Genomic DNA, 18,974 nt, shown 5'->3' with positions numbered 1-18,974 from the left:
TTGTTCCTCCGCAGGTGGAGTGAGGCGGCGAAACTCTACAACATGTAGTAGGTAAGCTCGTACAACATGTAGTAGCCCAATGGGTAAGCTGTGCGGCCGAGCGACGAAGGACGGTGAGGTTCGGTGCACGACCAGGAGGGCGAGGCGGCCGGCAGGCGGGCGCGCGGTGAGCTGGAGAGCGGTGTGCTCGCCACGCTGTGGGCGGCCGACGAGCCGCTGACCGCACGGCAGGTCCTGGGCCGGCTGCCCGGCGACCTCGCCTACACGACCGTGCTGACGATCCTGTCGCGGCTGTACGACAAGGGCATGCTCGTCCGGCACCGCGCGGGCCGCGGCTACGCCTACGCGCCCGTCCGGGACGAGGCCTCGCACACGGCCGAGCAGATGCACGCGCTGCTGGAACACGGCTCCGACCGCGAGGCGGTGCTCAGCCGTTTCGTCTCCGAACTGTCGCGCGAGGACGAGGAGTTGCTGCAGCGACTGCTCACCGACCACGAGCCCGGCCAGGGCTCCGGACCGGACTCCGGACCGGACTCCGGTCCCGACGGCAAGGAGCCGTGAGCCGGTGCGGATCAGTGTCTACGTCCCCCTCCTGGTCACCGTCGTCCTCGCGGTGCTCGCGCCCCGTCCGGCGCGGCGGCTGGCCCCGCGTCCCGCCGCCTGGGCGCTGGCCTGCGCCGCGCTGGTGACGGCGCTCGGCTGGCTGGGGTCGCTGGCCCTGCTGGCCTTCGCCGGGTTCGCCCGGATCCCCGAGGTCGCCGAGGAGGGCGAGTGGTCGGTGGCGGCGCTGCGGGCCGACGACCCGGTGTACCTGACCGTCGCGACGGTCGCGGCGCTCGCCCTGGCCGCGTCCTGCGTGGGGCTCGGGGTGGCCGCCGTACGGCAGGCGCGGCACCTGCGGTGGGCGCGCCGGGAGTGCCGGCTGCTGCCGGGCGACACCGAACTCGCCGTCCTCGACGACGCGTCGCCGGCCGCCTTCGCGCTGCCGGGTGCGCCCGGGCGGATCGTGGTGTCCCGGGGCATGCTGCGGTGTCTCGGCGACGGGGAGCGCGAGGCGCTGCTGGCCCATGAGCGGGCCCATCTGAGGGGTCGGCACCATCTGTTCCAGACCGTCTGGCGGCTGACGGCGGCCGTGACGCCGCTGCTGCGGCCGGTGGCCGACACGGGCGGCTTCATTCTGGAGCGGTGGGCCGACGAGGAGGCGGCGGCGTGTGTCGGTGACCGGCGGGTCGTGGCGCGGTCGGTGGGCCGGGCGGCGCTCGCGTCCGTCGCGCCGGTCCCTGGCCGGCTGGCCGCGACCGGAGGTGCGGTGCCTCAGCGGGTGCGGGCGTTGTTGGCGCCGCCGCCTCGGCGGCGGGCTCTGCCGTTCGTCGGGGGTGCGTTGTTGCTCGTGCTGTGTTGTACGAGTCTTGCCAACGCCGCGTCCGACAGTGAGGACATGATCGAGAGTGCTCAGCGGGCCGCGTGTCTGGCGGAGCACGGGCATGTGCCTTGCTGTCTGCCCGGGGCACATCGGGAAGGTCGCTGACAGCGCGGTTCCCCGCGCCCCTGAAGAAGGGGCGCGGGGGTGAACCGGCATATCAAGCAGACGTCTGCGGCAGCTCCACACCCAGCTTCTCCGCCTGTTCCGTCAGGTCTCGCCAGACCTTGGGGGCCACGGGGATGCCCTGCTCTCCCCGCTTCTCCGCCACCGTCGCGCTGCGCTCGCCCGGGTAGTACACGCCGTCCGCGTCGTCCGCCACCGGCAGGCCCTTCAGGGTGCTCAGGGTCGCGTCGACGTCCTCGGTGAACGCGTCCGTGCCGCCGAAGGCCGCCGGGTCCACGGCGATCAGGAGGGCGTTCTGGCGGTGCTTGCGGCCTGCCGGGTCGTCCGAGTGGAAGGACGCGAAGATCGGCGCGCCGACCAGGACGCTCGTCAGGAGTTCGAAGGCCAGGGACATGCCCGAGCCCTTCGCGCCGCCCAGCGGCAGCGGCATGACCGCCTTCTCCGGGTCGGTCGTGGGGGTGCCGTCCTCCGTTGCCGCCGCGCCCTCCGGCAGCGGGGTGCCGCTCGCCTTCGCCTGGCGGATCTTGCCGAGGGCGATGGTGGCGGTGGCCATGTCGAGGAGCAGCGGGGCGTGTTCGCCCGCCGGTACGGCGATGGCGAGGGGGCTGGTGGCGACCGCGGCGCCCTTGACGCCGGTGTACCCCATGTTCGGCATGCCGGCCACGAAGCCGATGCCGACCAGGCCCTGCTCGGCGATCCGGGAGACGTAGTACCCGATGGCGCCGGTGTGCACGGTCCGCCGTACACCCACGGAGGCGATGCCCGTCTCGCGGGCCCGCCGTACGGCCTCGTCGGCGGCGGCGGTCAGCGCGACCGGGCCGGGGGCGCGGTCGGCGTCGATCACCGCGGCGGCCGGGGTCGTCGACTCGACCCTGATGTCGGCGCCGGCGTTGGCGACACCCTTCGCGAGCAGCTCCAGGTAGGCGGGGACGCGGGCGATGCCGTGCGAGTCGACGCCGCGCAGGGCGGCCCAGACGAACACGTCGGCGGTGGTGGCCGCGTGCTCGGGGCTCAGCCCGCCCTTCTCGAGGAGTGCCGCGGAGAAAGTGCGCAGGTCGTCGGCGGGGACCAGGACCTTCTTGGGGGGTGTGGTGGACATGGATGTCTCCTGGATCATCGGGTGACGAGGACGTCGACGACGGCGGTGGTTCCCTCGGCCACGGCCTTGAGGGCACGCTCCAGCGCGGGGGCGAGCGCGTCCCGGGTGTCGACGGTCTCGGTGTGCATGCCGAACGGCTCGGCGAAGGAGGCCAGTCGGGGCAGCCGGTGCAGGTCGGTGCCGAGCCACTCCCCGGTCTCGGCCGCCGCGCCCTCGGGGTAGAAGCGGCGGTGGTTGAGGTTCATCGACTTGTAGACGCGGTTGTTGAACACCACGATCAGCAGCGGGAGTTCGTACGCCTTCGACGCGTCGTACGACGGGATGACCGGGTTGTAGGTGAACGCGCCGTCGCCGATCGTGAGCACCACCGGGCGTTCCCGCGCGGCGAGTTTGACGCCGAGCGCGACCGCGATGCCCTGGCCGAGGCCGCCCTGCACGTAGAAGTACGAGTCGGGGTCGGCGGTCTGGACGTGCCGCTTGACGACGCGGCTGTGGGTGATGGTCTCGTCGACGACGATGCCGTCCGTGCCGTCGAGCAGCTTGCGCAGGGTCGCGGCGACGAGGACGGGGTCGATGCCCTCCGCGGCGGCCGCCTTGGTCTCGGCAGCGGCGATCGCGGCCTGCTCCTCGGCGTGCCGCTCCTCCTGAGCCGCGCGGCGAGCGGTCACCGCGGTCTCGTCGAGGTCCTTCGCCCGCTTGGTCAGCTGGCGCAGGGTGTTGGCGACGTTTCCTTCCAGGTACCGGTCGGCGAACAGTACTTGGTAGACCACATGCGGGCGTTGGGGCACCTCATCGATGACCACGACCTTCGCCTTGGAGGGGCGGCGCGACGGCGGGTAGAAGGGCGCGCGGCAGTTGACCAGGAGGATCAGGTCCGCCTCGTCCATCCACGGGCCGATGTCGCTGCCGGCGTGCAGGGGGTGCGTGCGCGGGAAGTTGCCGCAGACCGCCGAGTCGGGCTCGACGACCGGGATGTTCCAGGCCTCGGCGAAGGCGACGAGGGCCTCGAAGCCGCCGGCCTCGCGGCCCGCCGTCTCCGTGACGATCACGGGGTTGGCGGCCTCGCGGATCAGCTGGGCGACCGGGTCGACCTCTTCGGGCGAGCTGTGCGTGGAGCCCGGGGCGACGACGGGCTTGGCCTCGCGGCCGTCCCAGTCCTCGAGGAGGATCTCCAGCGGGATGTTCAGGTACGCCGGTCCGGCCGGGGCCCGCCAGGCCAGCTCCGCCGCGCGGGCGACCATGGTCGGCAGCGTGTGGACGCTGGCCGCCTCGGTGGACCACTTGGTGAACGGCTGCGCCACCTGGTGCGGGCCGCCCACGATGGAGAGGTTGCGGTACCACTGGCCGCCCGGGTCCTGGCCGGGACCGTCGCCGTACGTGGTCGACTCGGACGAGGAGACCACCATCGGGACGCCGGCGAGGAGCGCGCCGTGCACCGCCATGGAGCCCTGGAGCAGGCCGGGGGCGGCGTGCAGCAGGACGCCCTGGGGGCGGCGCCGGACGAGGCCGTAGCCGGTGGCCATGCCGACCGCGACGGTCTCGTGGGTGAGGTCCAGGTACTCGGGACAGGGCAGCCCGTCCCGGTGGCGCCGGGCCAGGGACTCCCACACGGGGGCCCACTCGGACCCCGACGAGCAGAAGATGTAGTCGGCGCCGACGGCGTTGAAGGCGGTTACGAGAGCGTCGCCGCCGTCGGCGCCTGGGGTGTTGCGGGTGTCGGTCATCTCTCGTGCTTCCTCAGCCCTCGATCGGCCAGTTCAGGACCTCGGAGATACCGCGGCCCATGATCCATTCAAGCTCCTCGGGCGTGAAGTCCCAGTGCTTGGTGAACTGCTCGATCGTGTCGGTGTAGGTGATGCCGTGGCCGAGCAGGCGGGTGATGTCGGTGCCGTAGAAGCAGCGCTGCGGGCCCATCTTGTCGACCATCTCGCGCACGTACTTCTGGATGTTGTTGTTCGGGAAGGGCTGGGTGGAGTAGCCCGGCAGCGCCGACACCTTGACGTAGATGTTGGGGTGGACGGCCAGGTCGGCGGTCTCCTGGACCCAGTATCCGATCGCGTCGTCCACGCAGCGGGCCATGATGCCCATGTGGTCGATGATGATCTTCAGCTCGGGGTGCTTGGCGGCGATCTCGCCGAGCTCACGCTTCCAGATCGGGGCGTGGACCATGGTCGGGACGCGCAGCTCCTCGGCGATCGGCCAGTACCAGTCGTTGGTGCCGTCGATCATCCAGTTGCGGTCCTGGGGCCGGTGGAAGGTCAGGCGCGTGCCCTTGACGTGCGGGTTCTGCGCGAAGTCCTTGAGCATCGCCTTGCCCTCTTCGGGCTTGTTCTGCGGGATGCGGGCCATGATGCCGAAGCGGTCGGGGTGCGCCTCGCACGCCTCCAGGGCGTAGTCGATGCGGTCGCCCTCCCAGGACGGCGGCAGGATCAACGCGCGGTTGACGCCGGCCTCGTCCATCAGCTCCAGGGCCTCCTCGTAGGAGAAGGGGTCCTCGCGGTGGCCGTTGAGGCGGATGCGCTCCCGCGCGCCGGGGACCCAGGGGCGGTCCGCGGACTCTTCCAGCCAGATGTGGATCTGGGTGTCGACAACGAACATGTCCTCAACTCTCTCTGTGGTACGAGGTGACGGGGTGCTGCGGAGGGAACGCTAGGCGGGTCGCGGGGCCTTGCTAAGCCCCTGGGAGCGCAACCACTTGTTGCGCGTGACCGCCCTGTGAGCAGGGCATTCTCAGGTTGCGGCGGACGCGCCGAAGACGGCGTCCACGATGTGTTCGGCGATCGCCAGGGAGGCGGTCGCGGCGGGCGAGGGGGCGTTGCGCACGGCGGTGATCCGGCCGGTCTGGTGGATGCGGAAGTCGTCCACGAGGGTGCCGTCGCGGTCCAGCGCCTGGGCGCGGACGCCCGCTCCGCCGCGTACCACGTCCTTGGCGCCGACACCGGGGACGTACAACCCCGCGTCCTTCATGAAGGCGGAGGCGGACAGCGAGCCGCGGTACTCCTTGACGCCGGTGCGCCAGTGCTGGGCGGCCATCCGCCAGGCGCCCGGGTAGGCGGCGAGCCCGAGGAGGTCCTTCGGCGAGATCCTGGTGAGCTTGTAGCCCTCCCTGGCCAGGGCCAGGACGGCGTTGGGGCCGACCTCGACGGAGCCGTCGACGCGAGGGGTGAAGTGCACGCCGAGGAAGGGGTAGCGCGGATCGGGCACCGGGTACACGAGGCCGCGTACGAGATGCGTCCGGTCCGGCTTGAGGAGCATGTACTCGCCTCGGAACGGGACGATCCGCGGCTCCTGCTTGTCCTGCGCGAGCCGGGCCACGGAGTCCGACTGGAGGCCGGCGCAGAGGATCAGCCGGTCGACGCGGACACGGTTCTGTCCCGAGGCGACCTCGATGCCGTTCGGGACGTTGGTGATCGAGGTGACCGGGAAGCCGAGTCTGACCTCGCCGCCCGAGTCCTCGATGTCCTTGGCGAACTCGCGGGCGATCGCCGGGTAGTCGGTGATCGCGGTGCGCGGGGAGTGCAGGGCCGCGATGCCGCCGGCGTGCGGCTCGAGCTCCCTGATCTCCTCCTTGGAGACCTTGCGCAGCTCGGGCACGTGGTTGTTCCGGGCCCGCTCGTAGAGGTTCTCCATCCGGCCGAGTTCGTCCGGCCGTACGGCCACCACGAGCTTGCCGATCTCGTCGTACGGCAGTCCGCGTTCCCCGCAGTACTCGCGCAGCAGGGACACGCCCCGCACGCACAGGTCGGCCTTGAGGCTGCCCGGCGCGTAGTAGATGCCGGCGTGCACGACGCCCGAGTTGTGGCCGGTCTGGTGGACGGCGACCTCGTGCTCCTTCTCCAGGACCACGACCCGGGTGCCGGGGCGGCGCAGGGCGATCTCGCGGGCCGTGGCCAGGCCCACGATGCCGGCGCCGACGATGCCGATGGTCTCGTCAGCCACGGGCCTGCTCCGGAGCGCCGAGGTTGATCGCCACGGTCTTGACCCGGGTGGAGAACTTCAGGACTTCCTCGCCCTGCTCCTTGTAGCCGGTGCCGGAGTCGCGGAAGCCGCCGAAGGGCAGGTGCACGTCCCAGCCGGGGGTGGTCGTGTTGACCGCGATCTGGCCGCACTCGGCCTCCTCGGCGAAGCGGTACGCGCTCGCCAGGTCGCGGGTGAACACGGCGGCGGCGAGCCCGAAGTCCGAGTCGTTGACCGCTTCCACGGCGGACGCGAAGTCCTCGACCGCGAGGAGGGCGATGACCGGCCCGAAGACCTCCTCGCGCCAGATCGCCGTCTCGGGAGTGATGCCGGCCAGGACGGTGGGCTGGACGTAGCAGCCGTGCGCCCGCTCGCCCTCGGTGTCGGCCTTGCCGCCGGTGAGGACGGTGGCGCCCTGCCGGCTCGCCTTGTCCAGGTCGGCGAGGACGGAGTCGCGCTGCTTGGGGCTGGACAGCGGGCAGAGCGTGGTCGCGGGGTCGGTGCCCGGGCCGACCTTGAGCTCCTCGACCTCGGTGACCAGGAGCCGGGTGAACTCCTCGTACACCGGCTGCTCGACGATGACGCGGCTGGTGGCGGTGCAGCGCTGGCCGGCCTGTCCGAAGGAGGCGGCTACGACGGCCTTGGCGGCGGCAGGCAGATCGGCGTCGCGCAGGACCACGGAGGCGTTCTTGCCGCCGAGTTCGCCCTGGAAGCGGACGTTGCGGTCGGCGAGGCGGCGGCGGATGCGGTTGCCGACCTCGTTGGAGCCGGTGAAGGTGATGCCGACGATGCGCGGGTCGTCTAGGAGGGCCTCCTCGATCTCGGCCGTGCGGCCCGTGACGACGTTGAGGACACCGGCGGGCAGGCCCGCGTCGTGCAGGGCGCGGGCGAAGTGCAGTCCCGACAACGGTGTCTCGGTGGCCGGCTTGAACACGGCCGCGTTGCCGGCGGCGAGCAGCGGGGCCAGCTTGCGGGCCGGGGTGATCAGCGGGTCGTTCCAGGGGCTGATCACCAGGATCACGCCGATGGGCTCACGCTGGGTGTGCGTACGGTGGTTGGGGCGTACGTCGTGCAGGAGGGTGCCGTAGCCCTGGCGGGCCAGGCCCGCGTAGTACTCCAGGAAGTCGGCGGCCTTGAGGGTCTCGCCGGTGGCCTCGGCCAGCGTCTTGCCGTTCTCGGCGGTGACGTCCGCGGCGATGTCCTCGACGCGCTCCCGGATCAGCCGGGCCGCCTCGGTGAAGACGCGGGCCCGCTCGAAGGGGCTGGTGCGCTTCCAGACGGCGAAGCCGCGCTCGGCGTGGTCGTAGGCCCGGGTGACGTCCTTGGCGGCGAGGGCGGGGATACGGGCGATCGGGGTGCGGACGTCGGCGGGGTTCTGGACGCCGATCCACTCGCCGGTCGCGACCCACTCGCCGCCGGAGAGGGTTTCGAGGGTACGCATGGAGATCACTTCCTTGGTCGTCCGCGCGGCGCGGATCGTGCGGGCCGGATGTGACAACACACCATGTGGGGGCGGTGCCACCAGGCCCGTGGGGGCAGGCATTGCTTGCACCGTGCGCGGGTGGGCGGGCGCATGATCCGTGCTGGAATCGGCTGGCCGGACCAGTTATGAGGAGAAACAGATGGCCTACACAGTTGTCGCCCACTACCGCTGTGCGCCTGCCGACTCGGAGGCTGTGCGGGACGCGCTGCTGAAGGCTCGGGAAGCGACGCTCACCGAGCCCGCGAATCTCGGGTACGAAGTGCATGCCGTGGTGGGTGAGCCCGGGGGGTTCCTGCTGTACGAGCGGTATGCCGATCAGGACGGGTTCGAGGCGCACAAGGCGGCCGAGCACTTCAAGGAGGTCGTCGTGGGGACTGTGTGGCCGTTGCTCACCGACCGCTCCGTCACCTTCGCCGAGTCCCTCTGAGACAAGAAGGGGCCGGGATTCCCCGGCCCCTGAACATCAGAACTCGTTGCCCCAGACGTACCGGGCGATGGTCTCGACCAACACCAGCTTCCTGTGCTGGTTGTCGGCCGTCAGCAGCGGGCTGTTCGCCACGTCCGCGAAGCCCCTCGACGGGGACACGGCGCCGTCCTCCAGGTCCTTGAACTCGCCCACCGCGTCGATACGGGCCATCACCGCGTCGATGTCCTCCAGTTCGGGCGTCGTCGCGTCGACCACGCCCAGGCAGAAGTCCCGGTCCTCCGGCAGGGCCTTGACCAGGGCCAGTTCGGCCGGGGTGCCCTGGTCGAAGGGGAGGATCCAGCGGTCGGCCGGGATTCCGGCGTAGAGCTGCTCCGCGCGGGCCGGGTCGACGGTGTCGGGGGCCGTCCAGCCCGGAGACACCGCGATCCGTACGCCCTCGGGGCGCTCGTCCAGGCGTACCGCCAAAGCATCGACGGCCAGCGCGTCCTCGAAGGACAGGGCCCCCGTGGCGGCGTCCAGCAGCAGCGGGTTGTTGAGCTGGATCAGACGTACGCCCTTGGAGACCAGCAGTTCGATCTCGGCCTGGATGATCTCGGCCAGGGACTCGCCCAACTCGCGGGCGGAGGACGGGCCGAGGCCTTCCTGGTAGGTGGTGGCCGCGAGGTACGCCGGCGACGGCAGCGAGACCTTCGGCGCGATCACCGTCAGCGAGGCGAGCCGCTCCGCCCACTCCGCGACGAGCGGGCCGTTGGCCTTGGGCAGCGACTCGGCGACCCATCGCGTGAGCCCGTCCGCGTCCTTCTCGTCCGTACGACGGAATCCTGACACTCCGTCAAGAACGGCGCTGCGGAAGTCCTCCCGGGGGAAGTCGCCGTCGGTGACGACCGTCGAGCGCAGCTTGCGCTGGTAGACGACGGCGTCCTGGACCGCCTGGTCGACGCCGACGGTCGCGAGGTCGTTCGGGCGTACCAGGCTTCCGTGGTGGTCGATGCGGTAGTTGAAGGTGTCCGCCATGGTTCACGCGTCCTTTCCAGAAGGCTTGCCGGAAACGCCCCACGCGGCGAACTCCAGTTCGTAGCCGAGGGATTGGAGGACCTCCTCGGCGATCTGCTGGTCCTCGTCGGCGGTGCCGCCGGCGATGCCGAGGCCGCCGATGATCTCGCCGTCCTTCTTGATGGTGACGCTGCCCTCGGTGGCCATGATCGGCATGGCGGCGCCGGGGAGCTGGGAGAGCTGGGAGAAGAAGACGGGCTGGCTCTCCTGCCACTTCTTCAGCATCTTGCCGGGGCGCTGCATGATCGCCGCGGTGTACGCCTTGGCGCGGGCGATGTCGGGGGTGAGCGGGCGGGCGCCGTCGGGGCGGCGGATGGCGATCGGGAAGCCGCCGGCGTCCACGACCGCGACGCTCACCGCCTTGCCGATCGCCTGGGCGCGCTTGTGGGCGGCGTCGATGAGCTCCTCGGCGGCGTCCAGGGTGAGGCTGGTCATGCGGCTTCCTTCGGTGCGGTGAGGGTGTGGCGCAGACGGGCGAGCGCCGCGTTGTACTTGTCGGGCGTCTCCCAGTACATGGAGTGCGGGGCGCCCTCGACGATCTCCAGGTGCGAGCCGGGGAGGAGTTCGTGGGCGCGGGTGACGGTCTTCACGCTGAGCACCGCGTCCTTCTCGCCGGCCAGGAAGGCGACCTTGACGCCGGAGGCCTGGATCTCCTCCAGGGAGGGGCCGTTGGTGTCGAGGTTGCGCAGGTCCTGCATCTTGGCGACGTTGAAGGTGCCCATCTGCTGGAACAGGAAGGTGAGATCGGCGCGGCCGGTCTGGAACTCCTTGGTCAGCAGGCGGTCGATGACGGGCAGCTTGACGGCCTCGGCGCGGTCGGCGGCGGCCAGTTCCTTGAGCTCGGGATGGCTGATGCCGCCGAGGGAGTGGCCGAGGACGACCGAGGAGACGCGCTCGGGGCGGAGCAGTCCGGCGCGCAGGGCGGCGACCGAGCCGATGGACTGGCCGACGAGCATCGCATCGGTGATGTCCTCCTGGTCGAGGACGGCGACGACGTCACCGGGGAAGTCCTGGCCGTCGAACTCGTCCATCGACGAGTCGGACTTGCCGAAGCCGCGCAGGTCCACGGTGACGACCGTGAACTCCTCGCGCAGTGCGGCCACTTGCTGCCACCAGGCGGCGTGATGACCACCGCTGCCGTGCACGAACAGGATCGCCGGACCGCTGCCGTGGCGCTCGTAGTAGATGGAGGTGCCGTCGGAGTCGGCAATAGGCATGAGGGTGAACTCCCGTACGTGCAGACTTAGTTGGGGCGCTTGCCGTGCCAGACCAGCTCGATCATGGTGTGGTCGGGGTCGTGGATGTAGCAGAACTTCGACTGGTTCTCGGGGCGTTCGATCGGCCGGGTGTGCCGGATGCCCAGCTCCGTGATGTGGGCGAGGAACTCGTCCCAGTCGTCGACCTCGACCGCGAAGTGGTAGGGCGCCATGCGCTCCATCTCCTCGACCGGCGTGAAGTGCAGGTCGAAGTTGCCCCGGGTCATCAGCACCACTTTGGTGTTGGACTTGGGCTGGATGCGCTTCATCCCGAAGACCTTGGTGTACCACTCGGCGGTGCGGTCGGGGTCGGTGGTGGGGAAGTTGACGTGGTGGATGTAGCGGGGTGCCTTGCTCATGGCTGGTTCCCTTCGAGTTGTACGGGGTTGGACAGCACGCCGATGCCGCTGATCTCGACGTCCACGGTGTCGCCCGGCTCGATCTGGCAGACGGACTCGGCGCCCATCCACAGCACGTCGCCGGGGTGCACGGTGAGGTGTCTGGTCATCTCGACGAGGTAGTCGAAGGGGTCGAACACCATGTCACCGGTGGGGAATTCGGACCGGACCTCGCCGTTGACCCGCAGTGTGGTGGTCTGGGCGAGGGCGTCGACGTCGGTGTCGATCCAGGGCCCCATCGGCTTGAACGTGTCGCTGTTCTTGCTGCGCCAGAAGGTGCGGTCCTGGTGCTGCCAGGCGCGGGCGCTGACGTCGTTGCCGATCGTCCAGCCGAAGACGGCCTTGCGGGCCTCCTCGTAGGTGGCGTGCCGCAGCGTACGGCCTATGACGGCGACGAGTTCGGGCTCGGCCTCGAAGCGGCCCTCGACCTCGGCGGGCTTCACGATCGGCGAACCGTGCCCGGTCAGCGCGTTGTTGGCCCGATAGCCGATCTCGGGGCGGGCCGGGGTCTCGACGCCGGCGTGCGCGATGTGCCGCGGGTAGTTCATGCCGACCGCGTAGAAGACGGGCGGCACGACCGGCGGCAGCCATACGGCGGTCGGGCGGGCGACCGCGCCGACGACCTCCGGTTCGCCCTCGACAGGGGAACCGGACAGCAGCTCCACGTCCTCCTCCCCGACCCGGCCCCACACCGGCCGGCCGTCGATCAGGACTCGCGCGTACCTCATGGCACCAGCAGGTGGGAGACGCGCTTGGTGACCAGGTAGGCGTCCAGGGCCTCGGGCCCGCCCTCGCGGCCGTAACCGCTCTCCTTCACCCCGCCGGACGGCGCCTCGTGGACCGAGCCGCCGCAGTGGTTGAGGGAGAGGATGCCGGCCTCCAGCTCGTCCGAGAGGCGCTCGGCGGTGGCGGCGGACCTGGTGAAGCCGTAGGCGGCGAGGCCGTACGGCAGCTCGTTCGCGGTCTTCAGGGCCTCGTCGAGGTCGGTGAAGGGGACGATCGGGGCGAGCGGCCCGAAGGGCTCCTCGTGCAGGAGGTCGGCGTCCGCCGGTACGTCGGTCAGGACGGTCGGCGTGAAGAAGTAGCCGGGGCGGTCCGGGCGTTCGCCGCCGGTGAGCACCTTGGCGCCCTTGGCGACGGCGTCCTCGACCAGGCGGATCATGGCCTCGAGGCGGCGCTCGTTGGCCAGTGGGCCCATCTTCGTGCCCTCGGCCAGTCCGTCGCCGACGACGACGGCCTCGGCGGCCTTCACGAACTCGGCGGTGAACTCCTCGACCAGGTTCTCGTGGACCAGGAAGCGGCTGGGCGAGGTGCACACCTGTCCGGCGTTCACGAACTTCGCCTGCGCGGCACGGCGGGCCGCCATGGCCGGGTCGGCGTCGGCGCACACGATCACCGGGGCGTGGCCGCCCAGCTCCATGAGCGAGGGCTTCATGACCTTGCCCGCCTCGGCGGCCAGCAGCTTGCCGACGGGGACCGAGCCGGTGAAGGCGATCAGACGCGTGATCGGGGAGGCGATGAGGTGGGCGGAGACCTCGGCCGGCTCGCCGAAGACGAGGTTGAGGACACCGGCCGGCAGGCCCGCGTCCGCGAAGCAGGCGACCAGCGCGGCAGCCGTCGCCGGGGTCTCCTCGGAAGCCTTGATCACGATCGAGCAGCCCGCGGTCAGCGCGGAGGAGATCTTCCGCATGGGACCGCCGGCCGGGAAGTTCCACGGCACGAACGCGGCGACGGGGCCGACCGGTTCGCGGCGCACGGTGAGCACGGTGCCGGGGGCCGAGGGGATGATACGGCCGTAGGCGCGGCGGGCGTCCTCGATGTGCCAGCGCAGGGTGTCGGCGACCCGGCGGGCCTCGCCGGTGGCCTCCGCGAGGGGCTTGCCCTGCTCCAGGGTCATGACCCGGCCCACCTCGGCGGCGCGCTCGGTGAGCAGGTCGGCGGCGGCGTGCAGGATCTGGGTCCGCTTGGCGACGGAGGTGTTGCGCCAGGTGCGGAAGCCCTGGTCGGCGGCCTGGAGGGCGCGGTCCAGGTCGGCGGTGGTGGCGAGGGGTACTGCCCCGATCACCTCCTCGGTGGCGGGGTTCACGATGGGGGCGGTGCGTCCGGTGCCGCCCTGGCACCACTCGCCCGCTATGTACATGCGGACGGCGGGGTAGCCGTGGTCGGTCGTCATGGGTGGGTGCCCTCTCAAGAGGCTTCGTTGTCGCGGTTGGTGCGCAGGGCCCAGATGTGATGGGGCGGGGTCGTCTCGTGGTGCCGTGTCTCGTAGCTGTCGTCGACCCGGTCCATGTCGGCGGCGTACTCGACCCGGCCGCCGCACGGGGCGTGCACGAAGCGGAAGACGTTGGAGCCGACCGTGTGCCGGCCCAGTCGGCGCGCCTCCCGCCACCCCTTCTCGATCATGTGGTTGCCGCCCTCGATCACGTCGTCGAAGCCCGGCACCTCGTAGGCGATGTGGTTGACCCCGGCCCGGTCGGGGCGGTGGCAGAGCAGCATGGTGTGCTGGTCCTGGTCGCCCGGGGCCTGCATGAACACGCCCATCGGCTCGACGACGTCGGTCGGGCGGAAGCCGAGGAGGCCGGTGTAGAAGGCGACCGCCTCGTCCTTGCCCGGCTTGGGGATGTTCAGGGCCACGTGGCACATGCGCAGCGGGCGGACCCGCTCGATGGCCTCCAGGGCGGTGTTCCAGCGGGTCACGTTGCCGAGCGCGTTGGCGGGGCGGGGGGTGACGGGGGCCGGCTTGGGGCGGGCCAGGGTGAGGCCGACGCCGAAGCCGGTCTCGTCGACGGCGTGGTGGACGCCGTCGGCGCTCTCGCGGACCTCGTGGTCCTTGGCGACGGCGGCCACCAGCCGCTCCAACTCCTCCGGTGTGTCGACGCCCCACACGACCTCGCGCAGGGTCGGCCCGGCCTCCACCGGCGGCGGCAGCAGCGGGCCGGGGAGGGTGTCCAGGTGGAGCGTCTGCCCGGTGAGCGTCTCGAAGACGGCGTGCTCGTCGGTCCGCTCCACCGGGAACAGCCCGAAGTCGTCGAAGAAGCGGACGCATTCGTCGAGGTCGTCGACACCGTAGGTGACCGATTCGATCCTCTGGATTCCCATGGATTCCTCTTTTCGCGGGTCGCCTGTGAGCCTAGATTTCCGCAGGCCGCAGGCTCAACGGAGCGGACGGGTCGGAATCCGCAATCGTTTCTTGCGGCCCGCGCCCGTCCGCGGATCACGACGGCCGCGCCCGCGGTCCGCCGCACCGGACCTAGTGGTCGATCGCGGGGATGGGGTTCCGCGAGAACCAGTCGGTGAGGAAGTCCAGGAACACGCTGATCTTGCGCGGGGTGCCCTGACCGGGACCGTAGATCGCGTACAGCGGGCGGTCGGGCACCGCGAGGTCGGGCAGCAGCACCCGCAGTGCTCCGGAGACGAGGTCGTCGTAGGCCGGACGCTGTGGCAGCAGCGCGATGCCGCGGCCGTGCACGGCCGCCTTCTGCAGGGCGAGGTAGGAGTTCGACGAGAAGGCGATGTTGCGGATCTTGTGCAGGGTGGAGGCATGGCCGTGGCCCAGGCGCCAGACCGGGTCGTTCACATGGACCAGGCAGTCGTGGTTGGCGAGGGCGTTGGGTTCCTCCAGCGGGCCCTCGCGGTTCAGGTACTCCTCGGAGGCGCACAGCACGAACGGCAGCGAGGCGATCTTCTTGAGTCGCACGCTGGAGTCCCTGAGGTCCCGGGTGTGGAAGGCGACGTCGAATCCGCCGTCCAGGAAATCGTAGGTGCGGTCGGACATTCCGCCGAGTTCGAATCTGACCTGGATTTTCGGGTGGGCCGCGGAAAAGGCGGCGATGGCGTCTCCGAGATCGAGGCTGCCTATCCATTTGGGGCAGATGATGCTGAGGGTGCCTTCCGGCCGGTCGTGCAGATGGGCGATCCCGGCGTCCTCGGCCTCGATCTCGTTCAGAATGCGTTCGGCGAATTCCGCATAGCGCCGACCTGGTTCGGTGAGACTCACCGAGCGGGCCGTACGGTTGACCAGCCGTACGCCCACCTGCCGCTCCAGCTCCGCCACGTGCCGTGACACCAGCGAGCCCGACGAGCCCAGCTTCTTGGCGGCACCACTGAAGCTGCCGACCTGTGCGACGGTGACGAAGCTGTGCATCAGGAGCAAGCGATCCATTTTTTCCTCCGGCCCTCCCGCTCACCTCGTCGTGAGGGGGGTGTCTTACTTGGGGCAGTACTGAGGCGCTTCGCTCAGGTTGTCCTTGGTCACCAAGACAAGAGGAATGTTGGCAATCTTGTCAACCTTCTTCTTGGCCAGTAGACCGACGGCGTTCTTCACCGCGGTGTCCCCGATCGTCATGGCCGAATTCGCCACGGTCGCGGAGAACTCTCCGCTCTTCACGGCCGCGAGACCCTCGTCGGTGCCGTTCGCGGTGACGATCTTGACGTCCTTCTTGCCGGCCGCGTCGAAGGCCTTGCGGACGGCGAAGGCCATGTCCTCGTTTGCCACAAAAGCGTAGTCCAGGTCCGGGTGGGCCTCGATCATGTTCTCGGCGACGTCCTGGGCCTTGGCCGGGTTGAACATGCCGGGCTGGTTGGCGACCACCTTGGCGTTGGCCGGCAGGGCGCTCTTGAAGCCGCCCACCATCAGGTCGGAGGCGGCACCCGGGGCGCCGGCCACGATGCCGACCTTGACGTCCTTGCTGCCCGCGTCCTTCGCGATCCAGCCGGCGTCCAGGCTGCCGAGCTTCTTCAGGTCGACGACGGCCGCGCCGAGGATGTCGTCGACGTCGCTGGTGGCGACGGACGTCAGGTAGATCGGGATGCCCGCGGCCTTCGCCTTGGCTATGTCGCCCTTGAGGGAGTCGACGTTGACCGTCTGCACGATCAGCGCGCTCACGTTGCGGGAGATCATGTCCTCGATGTTGGACAGCTCGGTGCCGGCGTTCTGGTGCGAGTTCGCGGTGTAGACCTTGGCGCTCTGGGTCTTGGCGGTCTGCTCGACGGCCTTCTGCAGGCAGGTGTGGAAGCTGGTGTCGCCGCCGTTCACGAAGCCGAGGGTCACATCGCCGGAAGAGGCGCTGTCACTGCCTTTGTCGCTGCCACAGCCGCTCAGTACGAGGGTGGAGGTCACGGCCGTGGCGAACAGCGCGCTGCGGGAGCGGGCGGAAAATCTCATGAGGTGCCGCCTTTCATAGGAGGAGCAGGTCACATCGCAGGGGAATTACGGGAATTCAGTGCCGGGAAGCGGAGCGCGCCTTGTGCATCTCATTGGCGATCGCCGCGACGAGCAGGACCGCGCCGACCGACACGGGCTGGTAATTGCTGGAGAAATCCAGGAGGTTGAGCGCGTTGGCGACCACACCGAGCAGCACCAGGCCGAGGGCGGTGCCGACGACGGTTCCGTAGCCACCCGCGAGGGAGGTGCCGCCGATGACGACCGCCGCGACGACGGCGAGCTGGAGCGAGAGCCCCGCGGTGCCGCCGGGGCTGGAGGAGCCGAGGCGGGAGAGGAGCATCAGTCCGGCGAGGCCCGAGAGGGTGCCGGTCAGGCCGTACAGAGTGAGTTTCCGGACCGTGACGTCGATGCCGCTGAGGCGGGCGACGTGCTCGTTGCCGCCGATCGCGAAGGCGTCGCGGCCGAACACGGTGAACCGCATGACCAGCGCCGTCGCGACCAGCACCAGGACCGCCACGATCAGCAGGTACGGCACACCGAGGACCTTGTCGTTGCCGAGGGCGAACATCCGGGTGCCGATGGAGATGGTGTTGCCGTCGTGCACCAGCAGCGCGACGCCGTCCAGCAGCGTGGCCGAGGCCAGGGTCGCCACGAACGGCGCCACCTTGGTGAAGGTCACCACCAGCCCGTTGACCAGCCCGATCGCGGTGCCCAGGAGCAGCGCGACCACCACCGCGTACGTCGTGGCGTGTCCGCCGGCAAGGAGTTTCGCGGCCACGGCGGCCGTCACGGCGACGTTGGAGCCCATGGAGAAGTCCATGCCGCCCGCGGTCATCAGCAGCGTGAGCCCGGCGGCCAGCACCGCGTTGACGCTGATCTGGCCGAGCACGTTGATGATGTTGCGGTCGGTGGCGAAGGTGTCGCTCTGGACGGCGGTGAAGACCACGACCAGGGCGAGGACCACGATCAGCCCGGCGTGCGGGATGTCGCGCAACCCGCCTATGGACATACGGGACTTGGGCGGGTCGGAGACGCCGGGGGCATCGGGAAGTGTCTTGACGCTCACTGCGGTTCGCCTCCGAGGGCCGTGGCGACGAGTTCGTCGCGGGTGATGGCGGTGATGTCGTGCTCGGCGACCGTGCGGCCGGCGCTCACGACGACGACCCGGTCGGCCAGGCGCATGACCTCCTCGGCGGAGGAGGAGGCGAGCAGTACGGCCACGCCCCGGGAGGCGAGGTCGTCGACGAGGGCGTGGATGTCGGCCATGGCGGCGATGTCCACGCCGTTGGTGGGGTCCTCCAGGAAGCAGGCGGCGGGCGAGGTCTCCAGCCACTTGCCTAGCAGCACCTTCTGCTGGTTGCCGCCGGACAACGCGCTCACCGGCGGGTTGCCGGCGAGGGCCTTCACGCCGTAGCTACGCCTCAACGGGGCGGCGCGGCGGGCGAGTTCGGTACGGCGGTGCAGACGCCGGCGCGCGAAGCGGTCGTCGGCAAGCATCAGGTTCTCGTCCAGAGAGAGCTCCGGGACGAGGCCCAGGGCACGGCGGTCGCCGGTGACACAGCGCAGGCCGCTGCCGAGCGAGGCGGCGATGCGGCCGAAGGGCACCGTCCGTCCCTCGACGTGGAGTTCGCCGGTGTCGGGGCGCTGCCGTCCCGAGAGCAGGTCGAACAGGCGGGACTGGGCGTCCCCGGCGGGCCCGAGGACGGCGACGATCTCGCCCTTCCTGACCTCGACGGTGAAGTCCCGGATGGCCCGGCCGTGGGTCAACCCCCTTACGGACAGGCCCACTTCGTCCTTGGGGGCGGGGCGTTCGGGTCGGGTGGAGACCACGTCCCGGCCCACCATGGCCCGTACCAGCTCCACATGGTCCATCTCGGTGGCGGGTGCCGTGCGCACCACTCCCCCGTCCCGCAGGACGGTGAGGCGGTCGGCGACGGCCATGACCTCGTCGATGTAGTGCGAGATGTAGACGACGGCGACGCCCTCGTCCCGCAACTTCCGTACCAGGTCCCGGATCTGGTTGGCCGCCTCGGCGCTGAGGCAGGCGGTCGGCTCGTCCAGGATCAGGATGCGGCCGCCGCGGCGGACCTCGCGGGCCACCTCGACCATGGTCTGTTCGGCAACGCTGAGCGAACCGGCGGTGCGCTCCACGTCGATGTCGATGCCGAGCGCGTGCAGGGCCTCGCGCGCCGCGTCCCGCACCGCCTTCCAGTGGACGGTGCGGGCGCGGGTGGGCAGGTCGCCGAGGAGGACGTTCTCGGCCACGGTCAGGCCCATCGCGAGTTCGCGGCGCTGCGGGACCGAGGCGATGCCGAGGCGGCGGGCCCTGCGCACGGTCAGCCCGTGCTGCACGTGTCCGTCGACCTCGACCGTGCCGCCGTCGGCCTGGTGGACCCCGGAGAGGATCTGCACCAGGGTCGACTTGCCGGCGCCGTTCATGCCCATCAGGGCGTGGATCTCACCCGGGTACAGGTCGAGGTCGACGCCTTTGAGGGCGGCCGCTCCGCCGAAGCTCTTGGTGACGCCCCGGACGCGGAGCACCGCCGCGGGCAGCGCGTCGCTCGTCGGTGTCACGACGGTGCCTCCCTGTC

19 protein-coding genes are annotated in these 18,974 nt (G+C 70.5%); 3 read left to right on the top strand and 16 right to left on the bottom strand.

Annotation, left to right across the window (positions count from 1 at the left end; genetic code table 11):
- The first annotated feature begins 123 nt into the window (after window positions 1–123).
- Both ACQEWB_RS43635 and ACQEWB_RS43630 read left to right on the top strand, forming a co-directional pair.
- A complete protein-coding gene (locus ACQEWB_RS43635; RefSeq protein WP_432841378.1) occupies window positions 124–561 on the top strand; it encodes a BlaI/MecI/CopY family transcriptional regulator in 438 nt (145 codons plus the stop codon).
- A gap of 4 nt (window positions 562–565) precedes the next feature.
- Complete coding sequence (locus ACQEWB_RS43630) at window positions 566–1,528, top strand: M56 family metallopeptidase (RefSeq protein ID WP_432841376.1); 963 nt, start codon at window positions 566–568, stop codon at window positions 1,526–1,528.
- Between the two features lie 52 nt (window positions 1,529–1,580).
- Here ACQEWB_RS43630 and ACQEWB_RS43625 read toward each other — a convergent pair whose 3' ends face one another.
- The 5 genes from ACQEWB_RS43625 to ACQEWB_RS43605 form a co-directional block, all read right to left on the bottom strand.
- A complete protein-coding gene (locus ACQEWB_RS43625) occupies window positions 1,581–2,645 on the bottom strand; it encodes an Ldh family oxidoreductase (protein ID WP_432841374.1) in 1,065 nt (354 codons plus the stop codon).
- 14 nt (window positions 2,646–2,659) lie between these two features.
- Complete coding sequence (locus ACQEWB_RS43620) at window positions 2,660–4,369, bottom strand: thiamine pyrophosphate-dependent enzyme (RefSeq protein ID WP_432841372.1); 1,710 nt, start codon at window positions 4,367–4,369, stop codon at window positions 2,660–2,662.
- Window positions 4,370–4,382: 13 nt separating this feature from the next.
- Window positions 4,383–5,243 (bottom strand): amidohydrolase family protein, encoded by an 861-nt coding sequence (locus ACQEWB_RS43615; RefSeq protein ID WP_432841370.1) that lies wholly within the window; start codon window positions 5,241–5,243, stop codon window positions 4,383–4,385.
- A 132-nt stretch (window positions 5,244–5,375) separates the two neighbouring features.
- On the bottom strand, window positions 5,376–6,584 hold the full coding sequence (lhgO, locus tag ACQEWB_RS43610) for an L-2-hydroxyglutarate oxidase (protein WP_432841368.1): 1,209 nt from the start codon (window positions 6,582–6,584) through the stop codon (window positions 5,376–5,378).
- A complete protein-coding gene (locus ACQEWB_RS43605) occupies window positions 6,577–8,043 on the bottom strand; it encodes an aldehyde dehydrogenase family protein (protein WP_432841366.1) in 1,467 nt (488 codons plus the stop codon). The genes lhgO and ACQEWB_RS43605 overlap by 8 nt, the downstream gene beginning before the upstream one ends.
- Before the next feature lie 181 nt (window positions 8,044–8,224).
- On the opposite strand from ACQEWB_RS43605, the gene ACQEWB_RS43600 reads away from it, so the two are divergent.
- Entirely contained in the window at window positions 8,225–8,512 is a 288-nt protein-coding gene (locus ACQEWB_RS43600; protein ID WP_432841364.1) for a putative quinol monooxygenase, read from the top strand.
- 36 nt (window positions 8,513–8,548) lie between these two features.
- Here ACQEWB_RS43600 and ACQEWB_RS43595 read toward each other — a convergent pair whose 3' ends face one another.
- From ACQEWB_RS43595 to ACQEWB_RS43545, 11 genes are all read right to left on the bottom strand, one after another.
- Entirely contained in the window at window positions 8,549–9,526 is a 978-nt protein-coding gene (locus ACQEWB_RS43595) for a methionine synthase II (cobalamin-independent)-like protein (RefSeq protein WP_432841362.1), read from the bottom strand.
- Between the two features lie 3 nt (window positions 9,527–9,529).
- Window positions 9,530–10,000 carry a GlcG/HbpS family heme-binding protein gene (locus tag ACQEWB_RS43590; RefSeq protein WP_432841360.1) on the bottom strand — a complete coding sequence of 157 codons (471 nt, stop codon included), beginning with the start codon at window positions 9,998–10,000 and terminating at the stop codon, window positions 9,530–9,532.
- Window positions 9,997–10,782 (bottom strand): alpha/beta fold hydrolase, encoded by a 786-nt coding sequence (locus ACQEWB_RS43585; protein ID WP_432841358.1) that lies wholly within the window; start codon window positions 10,780–10,782, stop codon window positions 9,997–9,999. The genes ACQEWB_RS43590 and ACQEWB_RS43585 overlap by 4 nt, the downstream gene beginning before the upstream one ends.
- A 26-nt stretch (window positions 10,783–10,808) precedes the next feature.
- Window positions 10,809–11,180, bottom strand: a complete 372-nt coding sequence (locus ACQEWB_RS43580; RefSeq protein WP_432841356.1) for a VOC family protein — start codon at window positions 11,178–11,180, stop codon at window positions 10,809–10,811.
- The gene (locus ACQEWB_RS43575) at window positions 11,177–11,947 is read right to left on the bottom strand and encodes a fumarylacetoacetate hydrolase family protein (protein ID WP_432841354.1); all 771 of its coding nucleotides are present in this window, start codon (window positions 11,945–11,947) and stop codon (window positions 11,177–11,179) included. The genes ACQEWB_RS43580 and ACQEWB_RS43575 overlap by 4 nt, the downstream gene beginning before the upstream one ends.
- Complete coding sequence (locus ACQEWB_RS43570) at window positions 11,944–13,392, bottom strand: NAD-dependent succinate-semialdehyde dehydrogenase (RefSeq protein ID WP_432841352.1); 1,449 nt, start codon at window positions 13,390–13,392, stop codon at window positions 11,944–11,946. The genes ACQEWB_RS43575 and ACQEWB_RS43570 overlap by 4 nt, the downstream gene beginning before the upstream one ends.
- A 14-nt stretch (window positions 13,393–13,406) precedes the next feature.
- A complete protein-coding gene (locus tag ACQEWB_RS43565) occupies window positions 13,407–14,318 on the bottom strand; it encodes a VOC family protein (RefSeq protein WP_432841350.1) in 912 nt (303 codons plus the stop codon).
- Between the two features lie 151 nt (window positions 14,319–14,469).
- Window positions 14,470–15,381: a LysR family transcriptional regulator gene (locus ACQEWB_RS43560; protein WP_432841348.1), complete on the bottom strand. Its 912-nt coding sequence runs from the start codon at window positions 15,379–15,381 to the stop codon at window positions 14,470–14,472.
- A gap of 45 nt (window positions 15,382–15,426) precedes the next feature.
- Entirely contained in the window at window positions 15,427–16,383 is a 957-nt protein-coding gene (locus ACQEWB_RS43555) for a sugar ABC transporter substrate-binding protein (protein WP_432841346.1), read from the bottom strand.
- 55 nt (window positions 16,384–16,438) lie between these two features.
- On the bottom strand, window positions 16,439–17,449 hold the full coding sequence (locus ACQEWB_RS43550; protein WP_432841344.1) for an ABC transporter permease: 1,011 nt from the start codon (window positions 17,447–17,449) through the stop codon (window positions 16,439–16,441).
- Entirely contained in the window at window positions 17,446–18,957 is a 1,512-nt protein-coding gene (locus ACQEWB_RS43545) for a sugar ABC transporter ATP-binding protein (protein WP_432841342.1), read from the bottom strand. Before ACQEWB_RS43545 ends, ACQEWB_RS43550 begins: the two co-directional genes overlap by 4 nt.
- Window positions 18,958–18,974: the final 17 nt, after the last annotated feature.

Source organism: Streptomyces sp. CA-249302 (assembly GCF_050936785.1).
In the GTDB taxonomy this organism is placed as follows: domain Bacteria; phylum Actinomycetota; class Actinomycetes; order Streptomycetales; family Streptomycetaceae; genus Streptomyces.
Note: the sequence above shows the minus strand (reverse complement) of the source record. Positions and strands in the feature narration are given on the sequence as shown.

Coding starts and splice junctions, on each gene's coding strand:
- ACQEWB_RS43625 (WP_432841374.1), bottom strand. CDS start 2,645: ATGTCCACCACACCCCCCAAGAAGGTCCTGGTCCCCGCCGACGACCTG.
- ACQEWB_RS43620 (WP_432841372.1), bottom strand. CDS start 4,369: ATGACCGACACCCGCAACACCCCAGGCGCCGACGGCGGCGACGCTCTC.
- ACQEWB_RS43615 (WP_432841370.1), bottom strand. CDS start 5,243: ATGTTCGTTGTCGACACCCAGATCCACATCTGGCTGGAAGAGTCCGCG.
- ACQEWB_RS43605 (WP_432841366.1), bottom strand. CDS start 8,043: ATGCGTACCCTCGAAACCCTCTCCGGCGGCGAGTGGGTCGCGACCGGC.
- ACQEWB_RS43600 (WP_432841364.1), top strand. CDS start 8,225: ATGGCCTACACAGTTGTCGCCCACTACCGCTGTGCGCCTGCCGACTCG.
- ACQEWB_RS43595 (WP_432841362.1), bottom strand. CDS start 9,526: ATGGCGGACACCTTCAACTACCGCATCGACCACCACGGAAGCCTGGTA.
- ACQEWB_RS43590 (WP_432841360.1), bottom strand. CDS start 10,000: ATGACCAGCCTCACCCTGGACGCCGCCGAGGAGCTCATCGACGCCGCC.
- ACQEWB_RS43585 (WP_432841358.1), bottom strand. CDS start 10,782: ATGCCTATTGCCGACTCCGACGGCACCTCCATCTACTACGAGCGCCAC.
- ACQEWB_RS43580 (WP_432841356.1), bottom strand. CDS start 11,180: ATGAGCAAGGCACCCCGCTACATCCACCACGTCAACTTCCCCACCACC.
- ACQEWB_RS43575 (WP_432841354.1), bottom strand. CDS start 11,947: ATGAGGTACGCGCGAGTCCTGATCGACGGCCGGCCGGTGTGGGGCCGG.
- ACQEWB_RS43570 (WP_432841352.1), bottom strand. CDS start 13,392: ATGACGACCGACCACGGCTACCCCGCCGTCCGCATGTACATAGCGGGC.
- ACQEWB_RS43565 (WP_432841350.1), bottom strand. CDS start 14,318: ATGGGAATCCAGAGGATCGAATCGGTCACCTACGGTGTCGACGACCTC.
- ACQEWB_RS43560 (WP_432841348.1), bottom strand. CDS start 15,381: ATGGATCGCTTGCTCCTGATGCACAGCTTCGTCACCGTCGCACAGGTC.
- ACQEWB_RS43555 (WP_432841346.1), bottom strand. CDS start 16,383: ATGAGATTTTCCGCCCGCTCCCGCAGCGCGCTGTTCGCCACGGCCGTG.